Annotated in this window: 10 protein-coding genes and 1 tRNA gene; 7 read left to right on the top strand and 4 right to left on the bottom strand. The window is 51.1% G+C overall.

Annotated elements, in window-relative coordinates; all coding sequences use genetic code 11:
• The first annotated feature begins 58 nt into the window (after positions 1–58).
• Both DG177_RS03810 and DG177_RS03805 read left to right on the top strand, forming a co-directional pair.
• Positions 59–1,477, top strand: coding sequence for a glutamate-cysteine ligase family protein (locus tag DG177_RS03810; RefSeq protein ID WP_108810285.1), 1,419 nt, complete (start codon positions 59–61; stop codon positions 1,475–1,477).
• Positions 1,465–2,490 (top strand): M14 family metallopeptidase, encoded by a 1,026-nt coding sequence (locus DG177_RS03805; RefSeq protein WP_108810284.1) that lies wholly within the window; start codon positions 1,465–1,467, stop codon positions 2,488–2,490. Before DG177_RS03810 ends, DG177_RS03805 begins: the two co-directional genes overlap by 13 nt.
• A 37-nt stretch (positions 2,491–2,527) precedes the next feature.
• On the opposite strand, the gene DG177_RS03800 is transcribed toward DG177_RS03805, so the two are convergent.
• Positions 2,528–3,385: a cupin domain-containing protein gene (locus DG177_RS03800; RefSeq protein WP_108810283.1), complete on the bottom strand. Its 858-nt coding sequence runs from the start codon at positions 3,383–3,385 to the stop codon at positions 2,528–2,530.
• Entirely contained in the window at positions 3,378–4,634 is a 1,257-nt protein-coding gene (locus tag DG177_RS03795) for an acyl-CoA dehydrogenase family protein (protein ID WP_108810282.1), read from the bottom strand. The genes DG177_RS03800 and DG177_RS03795 overlap by 8 nt, the downstream gene beginning before the upstream one ends.
• Positions 4,635–5,156: 522 nt before the next feature.
• On the opposite strand from DG177_RS03795, the gene DG177_RS03785 reads away from it, so the two are divergent.
• The 3 genes from DG177_RS03785 (at position 5,157) to DG177_RS03775 (ending at position 11,590) form a co-directional block, all read left to right on the top strand.
• Positions 5,157–5,966, top strand: a complete 810-nt coding sequence (locus DG177_RS03785; RefSeq protein WP_108810280.1) for a hypothetical protein — start codon at positions 5,157–5,159, stop codon at positions 5,964–5,966.
• A 298-nt stretch (positions 5,967–6,264) separates the two neighbouring features.
• Complete coding sequence (locus DG177_RS03780) at positions 6,265–7,986, top strand: ShlB/FhaC/HecB family hemolysin secretion/activation protein (protein WP_108810279.1); 1,722 nt, start codon at positions 6,265–6,267, stop codon at positions 7,984–7,986.
• A gap of 76 nt (positions 7,987–8,062) precedes the next feature.
• The gene (locus DG177_RS03775) at positions 8,063–11,590 is read left to right on the top strand and encodes a hypothetical protein (protein ID WP_337658486.1); all 3,528 of its coding nucleotides are present in this window, start codon (positions 8,063–8,065) and stop codon (positions 11,588–11,590) included.
• 126 nt (positions 11,591–11,716) lie between these two features.
• On the opposite strand, the gene DG177_RS03770 is transcribed toward DG177_RS03775, so the two are convergent.
• Positions 11,717–12,046, bottom strand: coding sequence for a hypothetical protein (locus DG177_RS03770; protein WP_108810277.1), 330 nt, complete (start codon positions 12,044–12,046; stop codon positions 11,717–11,719).
• Between the two features lie 521 nt (positions 12,047–12,567).
• Positions 12,568–12,644: transfer RNA gene (locus DG177_RS03765), tRNA-Arg, on the bottom strand.
• Between the two features lie 255 nt (positions 12,645–12,899).
• Here DG177_RS03765 and DG177_RS03760 point away from each other — a divergent pair.
• Entirely contained in the window at positions 12,900–13,622 is a 723-nt protein-coding gene (locus DG177_RS03760) for an SDR family NAD(P)-dependent oxidoreductase (RefSeq protein WP_108810276.1), read from the top strand.
• Between the two features lie 378 nt (positions 13,623–14,000).
• On the top strand, positions 14,001–15,689 hold the full coding sequence (locus tag DG177_RS03755; protein ID WP_108810275.1) for an FAD-dependent oxidoreductase: 1,689 nt from the start codon (positions 14,001–14,003) through the stop codon (positions 15,687–15,689).
• Positions 15,690–15,733 lie beyond the last annotated feature (44 nt).

The raw sequence follows: 15,733 nt of genomic DNA, 5'->3' as shown, positions 1-15,733 counted from the left end.
CGCGCAGAGAGATCACTGTGAGTAGCTAAAGGAAATAGCTTTATCCAAAAGGGCTGGAATGGGGCAAGAACTCGAAACCACCAATTTTTGTGATGCCGACTATGAGGCATTTGTCGAACGGCTCCACCGAGAAACCGATCTTGTTGAGAAGTGGGAAAGTGAAGGGACTTTATCTGCCGGTCCACCCATGGGTGGATTTGAACTGGAAGCCTGGATCATTGATCAAAATATGCGCCCGGCGGCCAAAAACGAAGAGCTTATCGAAGCGATAAACAGCGATCTGGTCGTCCGCGAACTGTCGCTGTTCAATATCGAACTAAACGGAGACCCGGCGGTATTGAATGGCAGCGCCATTTCCCATCTGCATGATAATCTTGCCGATCAATGGAAGCAGGCATCGGACGTGGCCCAGTCTATGGGGCTGAACTTGGTCAATATCGGAATATTGCCGACACTGCGTGACAGCGACCTCTGTATTGAAAATATGTCGAAGGGAAAACGGTACAAAGCTGTCAATGAACAGGTCTTCAAAATGCGACATGGCAAACCCATTGGTCTGAATATTGAAGGCCGGGACCAACTCGATACCATCCACCACGATGTCATGCTGGAAGCAGCGACCACATCATTCCAGATTCACCTCAAGATACCGCCGGATCAGGGCGTAAACTACTATAACGCTTCCAAACTGGCCTCGGCGCCGCTTGTTGCCGTTGGGGCCAATTCTCCGTATCTGTTCGGCAAGGATCTCTGGGATGAAACTCGGATACCTCTGTTTGAACAGGCCGTGTCCGTAGGCGACTGGGATTATGCCGAGCGAGCGACGTTCGGTGTGCGCTTCATCGAAGAATCGCTCAGCGAGGTGTTTCTGGCCAATCGCCAGCGCTATCCGGTTCTGCTTCCGCAGATTTGCGGTCGTGCAGACGAGAAGCTTGATCATTTGCGATTGCAAAATGGCACGATCTGGCGCTGGAACCGGCCGCTAATTGGTTGGGATGATAACGGCACGCCGCATTTCCGCATGGAGCAGCGGGCAGTGTCGGCGGGTCCAACCATCGCCGATGCAATGGCCAATGCGGCATTTTATTTCGGGCTGGTCACCAATCTTGCAACCCATGAAACACAGCCGCATAAACGCACCCAATTCTTCACCGCGCGCGATAATTTTTACAAAGCTGCCCAATATGGTTTGAACGCCAAAATCCGCTGGGATCATGTCGACGATATCCCACTAGACAAGTTAATTTGTGACGAGTTTTTGCCGATGGCAGAATCTGGATTGCGACAAATGGGAATATCCGATCCAGATATTGATAAATATCTCGGGATCATAGTGGAACGAACCGCGGTCAAACAAAATGGCGCGCAATGGCAGAGGGGATATGTTCGAAAACATGATGCCGATATGAAGCAATTGGTTGCCGCATATCTGGAACGACAACAGTCTGACACTCCGGTACACAGGTGGACAATCTGAAACTAGCTTTGCAACGGTTCGACGAGATTCCCAACGCGCTATATTCCTGTGCGTCTACCGAACTAGAATCAATTTTGGGCGGGCCGTCGCTTTTCTTTTTCGAAGGACGCCAATCACCACCGTTATTTGTGACAGTGTTGCAGCATGGCAATGAGCCAACCGGATTTGATGCTTTTCAAGCGGTTTTGAATAAAAATCATGACCTGGTGCTGCCGCGTTCTATGTGGCTCTTCATTGCCAATGTCTCTGCCGCAAAAGAAAGTCAGCGCGTACTGGATGGCCAGACCGATTATAACCGCGCATGGCCGGGCACCATTCAACCAGAATCACCGGAAGTCGAGTTGATGCAGGAGGTTGTCAAAGCGGTGACCGCGAAACCACTTTTTGCCAGCATCGATCTTCACAATAATACCGGCACCAATCCTCACTATGCTTGCCTCAACGAACTGGCGCCTCAGTTTTTGAATCTCGCCACCATGTTTTCTCGTACTGTTGTATTTTACAAGCAGCCTGTCGGGACCCAGTCTCTGGCCATGGCAAAGCATTGCGCGGCTGTAACTTTGGAATGCGGGAAGGCAGGAGAAACGGCTGCCTTGAACCATGCGATTGAATATCTCGATACCTGCCTCCACCTTGGTCGATTGCCTGACCATGAACCGGCAAAGGGTGATATCAAACTGCTAAAAACTGCCGCAGTCGTGAAAGTGAAGCCGGAAATCCGTTTTGGGTTTGAAAACAGTGAATATGATGTCCGGTTTCGCAGGGATCTTGATCAGTTTAACTTTGGTTGTTTCGAGCCGGAAGACTGTCTGGCAAACTTAAAACCTGGAACTGCACTGCCGGTCACAGCATTAACAGACAAAGGGCATGATATTGCCGCCCAGATATTTGCTATTCGTCAAAATAAACTGGTTGCTCGCAACAAACTTATACCCTCCATGGCCACGCTGGATACTGAAATTATTCGTCAGGATTGTCTATTCTATGTCATGGAAGAAATGAGCATTGGATAGGATTCGCGAGAGATATGCGACGATTGCGCGGCCAAGATCAATAGGCTGGAGGAGAGGACCATGCGGTTTTGCTTAGCTCTAGCAAATGATCTGGCAATATCGGACGATAAGGCGCATCATAGTTAAACTCCGCTTGTTCTTCAGTCCAGATATTCACATGTTTGCCGCCCACAAACCGGATCAGGGAAACACTGCCCCATCGTGACCCAAATGGTCCATGTGGGATGTCGGGCGGCCGCCAAAAATAGGCACCAGGATGCATGGTCCCTTGCGGTCCGGTCAATGCTCCGGAGATGATATAGGCCTCTTCGACAACCGGATGAATCTCCTGAGGGCCCCATCCTCCTTGCGGTGAAGCTTGCGGCAGGATCAGGGATAGAAACGTGCGTTCTCCTGTTTCGGGATCTGTGCGCAAATCTTTTCGAGAAATACCCAGATGTTTCAGATTCGGATCATTCAAAGTCATGTCCCAATCCATCTCGGCAACATCCAGATGCCGGATTGCCTTGTCCGCTTTTTCGGCCTGTCCTTCTCCCGGTTCCGCGATCAATGTCGGTTCCCGATTATAGAATGCGAGCAATACACATCCCTGCGGCGACCGCATTTCATGACGGGTCCAACCAGCTGGCAGATAGGCGTAACTGTCCGCCGGATAAATATGTCCATCCATTTCCAGTGTGCCTTCAAGAACATAAAATTCTTCGTCCGCGGCAATATGTTCGGGCCCTTGGCGCGACCAGCCAGCTGGATAGCGCATCAGTGCCGAACAGGCACCATCCTTGGGATCGCGGCTCAACAACTTATATTCCGCGTCGGGGCGTGCCAGCCCGCTTCCAATGCGCTGCCATGGCAAGATCTGCGATCGGATAAATTCGATATGACCGCGATCAAGCATGTTGCCGCCATTCCCGCATACGTTCCTGATGCTCACGAAATTCCAGACGTGCAATTGTCCTCAAATGTACTTCGTCAGGCCCGTCAGCGATACGTAGGGAGCGCATTCCAGCATAAACATGAGCCAAGCCAAAGTCATCCGATAGACCCCCGGCACCGTGGGCCTGGATAGCCAGATCGATGACTTTTAAAGCGGTTCGGGGCGCCGCGACCTTGATCATGGCGATTTCACGCTTTGCTGCCTTGTTGCCGACTTTATCCATCATGTCGGCAGCTTTCAGACAAAGCAGACGCGACATTTCGATATCCAATCGCGCTTCGCCAATATGTTGTTCCCAGATCGACTGATCAGCGAGACGTTTGCCAAAGGCGATGCGGGACAATAGCCGATCAGCCATGGCTTCGATTGCCCGTTCGGCGGCGCCGATGGATCGCATGCAGTGATGGATACGACCTGGTCCGAGGCGACCTTGCGCCATCTCAAAGCCACGACCTTCGCCCAGTATCATATGGGAGACCGGCACACGCACATTGCGCATCACAATTTCTGCATGACCATGCGGCGCGTCATCATATCCGAGAACCGGCAGCATCCTTATGATTTCCAGTCCGGGTGCATCCATCGGAACCAGAATTTGTGATTGTTGGAGATGGCTGGACGCTTCGGGATCAGTCTTTCCCATTACAATTGCCAGCTTGCAGCGAGGGTCTCCGGCGCCGGACGACCACCATTTCCTGCCGTTGATAATATAGCTGTCACCGTCCCTCACAATAGAGGTTTGGATATTGGTGGCATCGGAAGAGGCGACATCGGGTTCGGTCATAAGAAAGGCGGAGCGAATTTGACCATCGAGAAGCGGGCGGAGCCACTTTTCTTTCTGTTCCGGTGTTCCGTATCGATGCAATACTTCCATATTGCCAGTATCCGGTGCGGAACAGTTAAATGCCTCTGATGCGAACATCACGCGTCCCATTTCCTCGGCGCACAATGCATAATCCAGATTGCTCAACCCAGCGCCGTGATAATTGTCCTCATCATGTTCGGACGGTGGTAGGAAAAGATTCCAGAGGCCATCGGAATAAGCTCTGGCTTTCAATTCTTCCAGAAAGCCCGGAACTTCCCAACGATTGGGATTGTCATGATCGATATGATCGCGATATTCGGATTCTTTTGGAAGGGCGTAGTCGGTGACAAATTCCCTTACGCGGTCACGCCACAATAGCTGCTGATCAGAGTGGTTGAAATCCATCTTGCTTCTGCTCCCATTTCTCCGAGCAGAAAATCGCCAGCTGTTCGATCAACCGGCAGGCAATGTTGCTGCGGTAAAACACAACATAATCTCTTTGCCGATTATATATTTGATCCTGATCAAAAGGCCCAAATTTGGTCAGCCAAATACGAACCCGAAAGATTAAATCAATCAATCTGGAGCATTGAACAAAGATGAAACTAAACGTCCGCTTTCGGGACGGAGCAGAAACCATCGAAAGGTCCGAAATTGGGGCGCATTTCAGACAGACGGTAACTGGGCCGACTGCTGACTGTCTGTTTCCGACTCCTCCGGGCGCAAAACCGGACGTCGATGATTTAGCGGCTTCAAGAGCTTTCAGGATGCAACAAGAAGCGATCAAGTGAGAATGATAGTCTGAAGAAAAATTGACTTAGTCACGCTAGTAAAAAAAAATACATCTCATCTCTAATATTTGTGTTATTATTATTGCGTCGAATTGGCGTGAGGAGGGAAATCACACTAATATCGAGGGGTTCTGAAATGAAAAAGTTGATTGAAACACCTGCTGTTAGCGCGGCAGTAGTCGCCTGTCTGGTATTCTCACCAATTGCCGTGCATGCAAAAGCACCAAAAGATGTAAGGGATCTCGTTGGATCCAGGGGAAGCTCGGGCGAAGGACAACTGCTGTCACGAGGCTATACGCACATTAGCACTTCAAAAGGCGATGACCGCGCCTGGTCTTATTGGTGGGGCCGGCAGAGCGAACACTGCATTTCTGTGGTTACGCGAGACGGTCGCTATTCTTCAATTGACAAAGTTCAGAGCAGTGATTGCGGCCACAAGAATAGTGGAAGCAAGACTGGAACAGCATTGGCAATTGGCGCGGCAGCATTAATTGGAGCCCTAGCCCTGTCACACAAGTCTCATCACCATAGCAAAGGTAGCCATGGAACAAGCAATCAGTATGAAGCCGACTACGAACGAGGGTATCGCGATGGCCTGCACAACTCGGCCTATCATAATTATGACAGGTCTGACGCCTATTCAGAAGGTTTCTCGGCCGGCGTCGAACAACGCCGTCATAACATCTCCTATCGGCCAGGATATGGGAATGGCGGCGGCTATCGCGGCTATGTGAACGTGAATGATCTTGTAGGGCGCAGCCGCAGTTCTGCGGAAGCAACGCTCACTGGACGTCGGGGCTTTTCCAAAATCGATTCCTATAAGACGGATGGACAGGGGCGATTTACCACCTATTGGCGACGCGATTCAAAACAGTGCATTTCTGTAAAAACGAGCAAAGGCTATGTCCGCGCGATCAATAGCATGCGAAATCGAAACTGCAGATAGGCTGCACAAGCGTTGTCGATCGAATCCTTATGGACGGACAGGCTATGGGATGAATCTGGATGGACGCGATCGTTAGACAGCAATTCAAGAAAAGTTGCGTTGGACTGGAGATCAAGTTTGCTGGTGTTTCAGGATTGTTCTCTTCTGCATCATATCCATTGGTTAGATTGACGAAGTTAATCAAAGTTTTACGTTTGAATAGGAGTATTTTCGATGTAGTCTCAATATATGGGTAATTCGCCATGTAAAAACATGTGTAAATTATCTGAGTTTCGCGCGGGGTAGATTGGGAGCGCTAATGAAAAAGTATCCGTTTGTATTTGGAACCTTGGTTTTCGCAGGATGCCCCTACTTGGCCTTCGCTCAAGTGGATTCAGGTACGCTTCTTCGACAAAATCAAGAGCGGTTGGACAATAAATTTCCTCGGAGTCAAGAGATTCTCAGGGAGTTCGATCCACTTGCAGCGCCATCGACAAGTGACCCGAATGCCGAACGCGTCTTGGTTCGCGAATTTCGAGTGATTGGCAATGCGGATCTATCTGATGATGAAATCCAAAAAATATTAGCGCCCTATCGTGGCCGCGAGTTGACTATCGAAGAGCTGAACGCGGTCGCATTCGAGCTTACGAAAGCCTTTCATGCCGCCGGATATTTTGCATCCACCGTTTATTTGCCACCCCATCTCATCTCTGACGGTGTTATTGTTCTGCATGTCGTTTCAGGATACCTGCAACAAAATGGCATAAAACTGGACAATGAAAGTTTGGTCAAATCGGGCGTTATTATGGGCTATCTTGAACGGTATCTAAAACCCGATGAAGTCCTAACAGAAGCTGATTTGGAGAGGGCCTTGCTGCTGATCAGTGATCTTCACGGAGTGACCGCGAGCGCCGAGTTATTGCCAGGCGATGAAGAGGGAGCAGGCATATTAAGCGTTCAAGCCGAGCCTTCAAAGCGCATCAGCGGCCATGTCGCATTCGACAATTTTGGCAGTTACGCAACCGGAACATATCGCGGCTCGATCGGGATTGGCGTAAACAGCTTTCTGGGAATTGGAGACAATTTGGATTTCCAATATGCCAACACCGGTGGAGAAACACATTTCATCTATGCTGGGCTCGGTTTGTCATTAGGACCGAGCGGCCTTCATGCCGAAGCATCCGTGAGCTATCTAGACTATGAATTGATTGATCGATTTGACGCAACCCGGCCGACGGGAAGCGCGTTTAGTTTAAGAGGAATATTATCCTATCCAATAGTGCGTTCTCGGCAAACCAATTTACGAGCAGAAATCGACTATGCCTATAGCGATTTCGAGGACAAAGCGCTCGGCGCCGTTTTTTCCAAGCGCAAGCTCAATGATGTCAGCTTCGCGGTTAGCGGAAGCCATATCGATAATGCACTAGGCGGCGGAGTGACAACATTTCATGCCAGCGGGACAGTTGGCGATGTTGATCTTAGTGGGTTTCTCCCCAACCAAGTGATCGATGCTCTGACCGTTAACACTCAAGGGAGATTTTCTAAGTTCAACCTTGGCGCATCAAGAAGTCAACGACTTGGAGGCGGATGGACCGCATTTCTTGCTGTAAATTCACAGATTGCTTCGAATAATCTGGATACTTCGCAAAAATTTGGATTGGGCGGTCCTTTCAACATTGCTGGATACCCGATTACTGAAGTGAACGGCGATGAAGGTACTTACTTCCAGGCTGATTTGCGTCACGATTTCGCTGAAGTACCTTGGGGTGGTGCATTCCAGGTTTCTGGTGGCTATACAATTGGGCGCATCAAGTTACTCAATGATCCCTTGCTCGGGTTCAGTCCGCTCACATCAAATTCCTTCACGCTGCAATCGTTGAATTTTGGTATGCATCAGTCATGGGAAAGCCGCTTTGTAATTACAGGCCTGCTTGGCATTCAACTAGGAAACAGTGAAAATGAAGACCCGGTTACAGGTGCTGATAGCGATTTCAGTACCTCAGATGTGCGTGGCTGGATTTCAGCTGCATACCGCTTCTAGTTGGTGCTGTGGCGTATCACTGCGGAAACGCAAAGTCTAATCAAGGCGTCTGATCGACGCACGAAAGGTGGTTAAGATGTCGATAGTCGATTCACATTGTCTCCGGTTTTCTCTCGTCCTGTTAACCAGTTCATCAATGGGTTTGATGGGCGGCGTGGCTTCCGCTCAAGTATCTCCGGCAGACGCGCAAACCGATGAAGATCTCCGCAAGAGGGGAAAAGCTGCAAAACACGACAAAAAACATAAAAAGCATGATGCGCATGGCATAGCATCTCTCGGAACGAACATATCGCAAACGAAGCATTCCAAGCTTCATCGGCCTTTGGCCGATCACGCACCTGCTTACAAACCAAAACCTCACGTCCTGAAGCGCACTCACCCCGCTTATTCAAACAGCGGTACACACATAATAGGCGATGTAAAAAACCCTGCGATTGCCGGCCAACTGGCTCATGCCGTTCCAACTATAGATTTTGCTTCAATCGCACGGATTGATCCTCAAGGAGCGTCGGCATTTATTGGACCGAATAATCGTAGATTGACCAATATCGAAGTCGCACAGCTATTCAGCGAAGGTGTTATCTCAGCTAGCGGTAATGTTGCCTCCGGCTCGACATCTCGAGCCCGTTTCCTGCCATTCGGAATGGCTACGCCGCCCTTACCAGCCGGGGCAACCGCACCCGCAACTGCAAGCAGACAGCTAAGCCGCACCGAGTTGGTGCAGCAGGTGCTATCCAATCCGGATGGATACAGTCCCTATGTTACGCAAAGAGCGTTGTTCGGCTTGTTGTCAGGGCAGCGATTGACATTTAAGCAATTAACACAAGTACTTGTGAACATAGAGGCAGATGGGAGCGTCCGGCAGACCGGATCTGGGCGAGATATCGAGCTCAGCTTGTTGCAGCCTGGCCAGCCAGTATCACCGCCGCGGCTTGGCATTGATCAAGTGCCAACCCCCGGTCAGCCAATTGTGCCAACACCACCGCAGCTTGGTAACAACCAAGTACCAAGCTTGAATGATCTAGGTAATTTAGCAGCCGCCCAGCCAAATGAACTTTCGCCTTATGTATTAGCTGTAGCCCTTGGTAGAATGCCCGTTGGTCAACGGCTCACTTATGAGCAGGCACATGGCTTTCGGAATCTTCTAGCTAAAGACGGCAGCGTTTTGCCACAACACAGCAACACTTTGCGTTACGATCCGCAATTTTCAGTCATCGCACCGCCACAGCTCGGTAACAATCAGATACCAACCCCTAGTCAGTCAATTGTGCCAACACCACCGCAATTAGGCAACAGTGCTGTTCCGACGCCGACCAGAGGGCCGTCACGACCGCCTACGCTTGGCCAACTTACGCCGCCAAAACCCCTCATCGGTCCTCGTCCGCAGACGGATTTTGTAGCTCTCGCCGCTGCCAATCCCAATGGGTTGTCGACTTATTTCACCAACACACTCACCCGCTATCTCACCAATCATGAGGTACTGGGACTGGCGCAAGCGGACAGGATTCGCGCGGACGGTAGCGTCGACCCCTCCGTCGGTGCGGTGATTGAGGATCGGGGTCCAAACTATATCACGCCACCGACACCGCCGCAGCTCGGAAACAATGCTGTTCCAACACCAACCAGAGGTGGTCCAAGACCACCTACGCTTGGCCAACTTACGCCGCCAGAGCCCCGCATAGGTCCACGCCCGCAGACGGATTTTGCAGCTCTTGCCGCAGCTAATCCCAATGGAGCATCGATCTACTATTCCCGCGCTGGCACGCGCTATTTTACCAATCAGGAAGTGCTCTCGCTCGCTAAGGCTGGTATGCTGCGTATCGACGGCAGCGTAAACCCTCCGGCTATTGCTCTGATCGAAGATCGCGGGCCGAACTATATCACGCCTCCGACGCCAACTCAGCTCGGTAACAATCAGATACCAACCCCCGGACAGCCAATTGTGCCGACACCATCACGGCTTGGTAATGACCAAGTACCAAGTTTGAATGATCTAGGTAATTTAGCAGCCACCCAGCCAAATGCACTTTCGCCTTATGTATTAGCAATGGCCCTTGGTAGAATGCCCGCTGGTCAACGGCTCACTTATGCGCAGGCACATGGCTTTCAGAATCTTCTAGCTAAAGATGGCAGCGTTTTGCCACAACACAGCAACACTTTGCGTTACGATCCACAATTTTCAGTCGTCGCACCACCGCAGCTCGGCATTGATCAAGTGCCGACGCCTGGACAACCAATTGTGCCAACACCACCGCAATTGGCTAACAATGCGGTCCCCACGCCGACCAGAGGGCCGTCACGACCGCCTACGCTTGGCCAACTTACGCCGCCAAAACCCCTCATCGGTCCTCGTCCGCAGACGGATTTTGTAGCTCTCGCCGCTGCCAATCCCAATGGGTTATCGACCTATTTCACCAACACACTCACCCGTTATCTCACCAACCATGAAGTGTTCGGACTCGCACAAGCGGGCAGGATTCGCGTTGACGGTAGCGTCGACCCCTCCGTCGGTGCGGTGATTGAGGACCGGGGTCCAAACTATATCACGCTACCGACACCGCCGCAGCTGGGGAACAATGAGACGCCAGTCCCTGGACAGCCGGTGACGGCAACACCGCCGCAACTCGGTAATAATGCTGTTCCGACGCCTGGAGCGCCGGTCACATCAACGCCGCCCCAACTTGGCAACAATGCTGTTCCGACACCAACCAGAGGTGATCCAAGACCACCTACCCTTGGCCAACTTACGCCGCCAGAGCCCCGCATAGGTCCACGCCCGCAGACGGATTTTGCAGCTCTCGCCGCAGCTAATCCCAATGGGACATCAATCTACTATTCCCGCGCTGGCACGCGCTATTTTACCAATCAGGAAGTGCTCTCGCTCGCCAAGGCTGGAATGCTACGTATCGACGGCAGCGTAAACCCTACGGCTATTGCTCTGATCGAAGATCGCGGTCCGAACTATATCACACCTCCGACGCCAACACAGCTCGGTAACAATCAGATACCAAACCCCGGGCAGCCAATTGTGCCGACACCACCACGGCTTGGCAACAATGCTGTGCCTTCGCCCGGACAGACCGTCACTGCCACACCGCAGCAGCTGGGGAACAATGAGACGCCAGTCCCTGGACAGCCGGTGACGGCAACACCGCTACAGCTCGGCAATAATCAAGTGCCGTCTCTCAATTCTCAATCGGCCCTGAAGGCAATATCCGTCAGTGCTCCAAACCAGCTTTCTTCCTATGTTACAGCATCAGGTACGCGGCTAACCAACAAACAAGCTTATTCTTTGCAGCAAAATGGATTGATCTATTCGAACGGAATTCCAACATCCAATGCTGTCGGATTATTTGCTGGCAACGAACAGAAAAATGTAAAGTTGTACAATGGCCAAGTGCCGACCATCAATTCGACAGTTTCAATATCTGCTGACGGGAATCGGTCGGTCAACCAGGAACATCGACATTCCAATAACGTTGTCCGCGATGGAAAGTTCAACTTTACAATATTCGGTGTAAAGCAGCCGGATTATGAACGATGCCCAATCGCAGAGCGCGACCAGAAAACCTTGAAGTGCAAGACATATCCAAAAACGGATTAGTTATCGATCTTGGAGCAATGTGCTCGTTCAACGCCTGATGAACCTTTAGAATTGAATCGGTTCTCCAGCGATCCCTTCTCTCAATTCGGCAATTTAAAAGCTAAACCCAAGCGGCAGATTCTGTCATCATCTTGGTTCGCTATAGTCCTCGAAAGCAACAATCTGACCACCTGCAATTTCACAAGCACCAGCCGCCCTTGTTTCTGGATCATCCCAGCGTACATTCCAGAATATAAGATATGTTCCGTTATTTTCTGATCCGGGAAATGAAGAAATCGCGGCGTTGGGAAGCTTTTCAAACTTCGGTATATTGAACCAGACATGATCATGGCAAATCTGAGCAGCCGTGACCATCCCTACACCAAAGCTGGTCCCTTGCGCGTTTTCGGACGAGGTCGCAGTTTCGCAACCTGTCAATCCGAATGCCAGTAGTAGATAGCAGCCAACCCATCTCATAATGTGTCTCCAAACGTAATCAAAAAACTATTGACCTCTTTGAGCCGCAGTTACTGATAGGCAGTCAATTAAGCCCATATTTCAAATCGATGACCAGGCGTCTGACGGTTCATCAGTATGAATAACCCCAACCCATAATGAAGTTTTACTCGGATTACAAAGAAGAGCTCTCCGAAATGGACAAGCTTCTTTCATGATGTGTCCGCAAAAAACAGCCAGCTTTGATAGACACTAATGTCCGCTTTCGAGATACAGCGGTCTCCATTGGAACGTCCGATATTGGGGCGCGAAGCCGACATAGAATTGTGCTCAACAGAATGTCCGCTTTTGCGCCCAAAGCGGACACTAGTGATTAAGCGTCATTGCGTAAGAAATAGCGCGCGAATTGCCATCCAATCGACTGTGCCGCAGAATGTGCCACTAGTGTGCCATGATGTGCCGCATATTTCCGTTTTGTTCCGCTTTTGAAAACCTAGGGTGCGAGAAGCAATTAGAGCAAACGGCAGAAGTCTGGGGATTGTTGGCGCGCCCGACAGGAGTCGAACCTGTGGCCTCAAGATTAGAAGTCTCGCGCTCTATCCAGCTGAGCTACGGGCGCGCGCCTTGTAGAATCCTGCTCAATCGCAGTTTTCTGCGGCTTAGCGCGTAGACAGGATCGCGTGGGATGTCAACCATGGGATGTGTTGTCATGACAGGTTGCTACTGGGCAATATTGATGGTCGGGTGACCGGGACTGGGCGAGATCATCAGCATCACAATGGAGAAACTCAGGCTTGATGGTTGCTGGCAATAGAAAACACTGCCACGATGCCGCAAGAAATGACAACCGCTGGAAAGGCATTGGTGGGCACATATGGAACTTGCAGATAAGATCATTTTATTGACGGGTGGCACCGCCGGTATCGGGCGGGAGATGGCGCGCCAATTGAAGGAGCAGGGCGCGAAGGTCGTGTTGACCGGGCGCAATCAGGAGCGAGTACAAGCCATGCGTGACGAAGGCTTCGAAGTGATCGTGGCCGATCTCTCCAACGCCGCGGGCGTGGACGCGTTGATCGCTGAATTGGGGGATAAGGATATTGATGTCCTGCTCAACAGTGCGGGGCAGCTCGTCGATCATGATTTTCGTGATGGCGAACCGAACGCCGATGCGGCCGATGATTGTATCTATGCCAATCTGAATGCGCCAATCCGACTTACTGCTGGCCTGATGCCAAAATTGCGCAATAGGCCAAAGGCGACGATTGTGAATGTCACCTCAGGTCTCGCGATTGCGCCGGCTGCACGAACGCCGATCTATTGTGCGACAAAATCAGCGCTGCGTTTTTACACGCTTGGTATTCGCGAGCAGCTCAAAGACACCAATATCCGGGTGATTGAAGCACTGCCGCCGGTTGTCGATACGCAAATGAATGATGGCAATCCGATGAAGAAGATGCCGCCCGAAGAATGTGCGCGCCAAATTGTCGTCGCTATTGAACGCGATCAGGATGAAGCCAATATCGGTATGACCAAGGCGCTGCGTATCGCCGAGACAATCTCACCGGGCCTGGCGCGGAACATTACATTGCGGTTTTGAAAATCGGTAATGCCTGAAATTTATAGCTGAACCAAACAGAAGCTACATGGTCTCAAAAGGCGGGCTTGCTTGCCCGCAGGGCTGGCTGTGCCTTCATATTGCGATGGTCCGGAAACTGCTCAGTCAGCAATGAACTGGTAGGTGTAACCTTTTGCTGGTCTTGTCCGAACTATACTAATGCGATGAATAAATCAGAGAGGGTATAGATGACCGTCCAACATTCTCTGTCAAAAAAATGGTCTCAAAATTGTATATTTGCCTTCTAAAATCAATTTCTAATACCATATGATAAAAGTCGCATAATCCCCCTCGGGCAAATTGCCCGGTCGCAGGCCAAAAGTAATATTTTTGGCATTGCAGCAAAGCGAGAAATAGAAAATGATATTGGATCTAGCGAGAGGTGATGTGTCCGGGCAGCTGGCCACTGATCTTTGTATTATCGGCGGAGGTGTCGCGGGCCAGGTGCTAGCAGAGGCGCTGAGCTCACCGACCCGTGATGTCGTTATTGTCGAAAGCGGCGGACGTGATTTTGATCCGGCGGTTCAGTCTTTGGCACATGGCCAGAATATTGGGATTCCCTATTATGATCTGGATGACTCTCGTTTGCGGCTATTCGGTGGCACCGCTGCGATCTGGGGCGGGCGTTGTGCGGAACTTGATGCGATCGATTTTGAACAGCGCGACTATTTGCCGCATAGCGGGTGGCCGATTACGAAAAAGGATTTATCCCCCTACTACAAACAGATTTTCGATCGTTTGGGATTGAAACAGCCCAGTGCAGAAAATCTTTGGTCCACCATCAATAAATCCGCACCGCCATTTGATGCAGAGAAACTCGATAGCGATCTGTGGGTATTTGATGAGCTGGGCGAACGGTTCACCAACCCTGATAGAGACAGCTTTGCCCATACCCGTATTTTGTTAAATGCGACTGTGACGGATATCGACGTGAATGCACAAAATGCAGTGCAGCATGTGCGAGCCCAGAGCATAACCGGGCACTGCACCAAGATAACCGCGAAAGCTTTTGTTCTGGCCGCCGGGGCGATTGAAACCGTTCGCTTGTTAATGGCCGCCGTCGGCAAGAGGCCGAACGGGCTAGGAAATGATCATGATCTTCTGGGTCGATATTTCATGGAGCATCCCCATGCGCGTGGCGGTGAGTTTCTACCAAAGAAGCTCGCCCAGACTCTGATGGCGCTGCCGCGTGCGGTTCGCCATGCTGGCAATCGTTACGCCGCCTATCTTCGGCCGGCAGATACGCTGCAGCGCCAGAAGGGGATTTTAAACTCGTCTATTAGTATCGCTCCGCGATTGCGAGAGGGCGAGAAGATGGAGTTGTTTCGGGCCGTGACTGGCAAACTGAAACATGATTTGCCTTCCAGTCGTTTTTGGCGGGCCCGTTACCATGGTCTGAAGAAACTGGCGGTAAAGGGACTGGAACTAACAGATCCCTGGTCTTCGATTATGAATATGAAGGTCAATAAAGGGAAACTGGGTGTTTTTGCCATCGTGCGTGCTGAGCAGGCGCCCAACCCCAACAGCCGGATCATGCTTGGGAGTGCAACGGATCGATTGGGCACGCGGCAGGTCGAATTGGATTGGCAGTTATCCGAGATCGACAAGCGCAGTGTGAAGGTCCTGATGGAAACTGTTGGCGCTGAATATCGCCGACTGGGCTGGGGCGATGTCGTCTTGTCAGACTGGCTGTCGGAAACCTCTGCGCGCTGGAAGAGTGATCCGTTGATATCGAGCCACCCTATCGGAGGCTATCACCATATGGGCGGCACCCGTATGAGCGATGCACCAGACAGCGGGGTGGTGGACCAGGATTGCAAGCTGCATGAAAGTCCGAACTTGTTTGTCGCCAGCAGCAGTGTGTTTCCGACTAGTGGCTGGGCCAACCCGACCGTAACGATCATGGCTTTGTCTCTGCGATTGGCCGACCATTTGAAATCCGTGTTGAACGAACCTCTCAACCGGCGGTCAGAATCACGACTGCAGACAGGTTATCAAAGACCCGCCCAGCAAGAAACGACGACGTCTCGAATTCGGATGCGCAAGTAAGCTCAGTACGGTGAAGCATCCGCTTTCAGGATCAAGCTTCGCAG

The organism is Sphingorhabdus sp. Alg231-15 (assembly GCF_900149705.1).
In the GTDB taxonomy this organism is placed as follows: domain Bacteria; phylum Pseudomonadota; class Alphaproteobacteria; order Sphingomonadales; family Sphingomonadaceae; genus Parasphingorhabdus.
The sequence above is the reverse complement of the archived record's forward strand: the minus strand, read 5'-3'. Positions and strand labels throughout refer to the sequence as shown.

Coding starts and splice junctions, on each gene's coding strand:
- DG177_RS03810 (WP_108810285.1), top strand. CDS start 59: ATGGGGCAAGAACTCGAAACCACCAATTTTTGTGATGCCGACTATGAG.
- DG177_RS03800 (WP_108810283.1), bottom strand. CDS start 3,385: ATGCTTGATCGCGGTCATATCGAATTTATCCGATCGCAGATCTTGCCA.
- DG177_RS03795 (WP_108810282.1), bottom strand. CDS start 4,634: ATGGATTTCAACCACTCTGATCAGCAGCTATTGTGGCGTGACCGCGTA.
- DG177_RS03785 (WP_108810280.1), top strand. CDS start 5,157: ATGAAAAAGTTGATTGAAACACCTGCTGTTAGCGCGGCAGTAGTCGCC.
- DG177_RS03780 (WP_108810279.1), top strand. CDS start 6,265: ATGAAAAAGTATCCGTTTGTATTTGGAACCTTGGTTTTCGCAGGATGC.
- DG177_RS03775 (WP_337658486.1), top strand. CDS start 8,063: ATGTCGATAGTCGATTCACATTGTCTCCGGTTTTCTCTCGTCCTGTTA.
- DG177_RS03770 (WP_108810277.1), bottom strand. CDS start 12,046: ATGAGATGGGTTGGCTGCTATCTACTACTGGCATTCGGATTGACAGGT.
- DG177_RS03760 (WP_108810276.1), top strand. CDS start 12,900: ATGGAACTTGCAGATAAGATCATTTTATTGACGGGTGGCACCGCCGGT.
- DG177_RS03755 (WP_108810275.1), top strand. CDS start 14,001: ATGATATTGGATCTAGCGAGAGGTGATGTGTCCGGGCAGCTGGCCACT.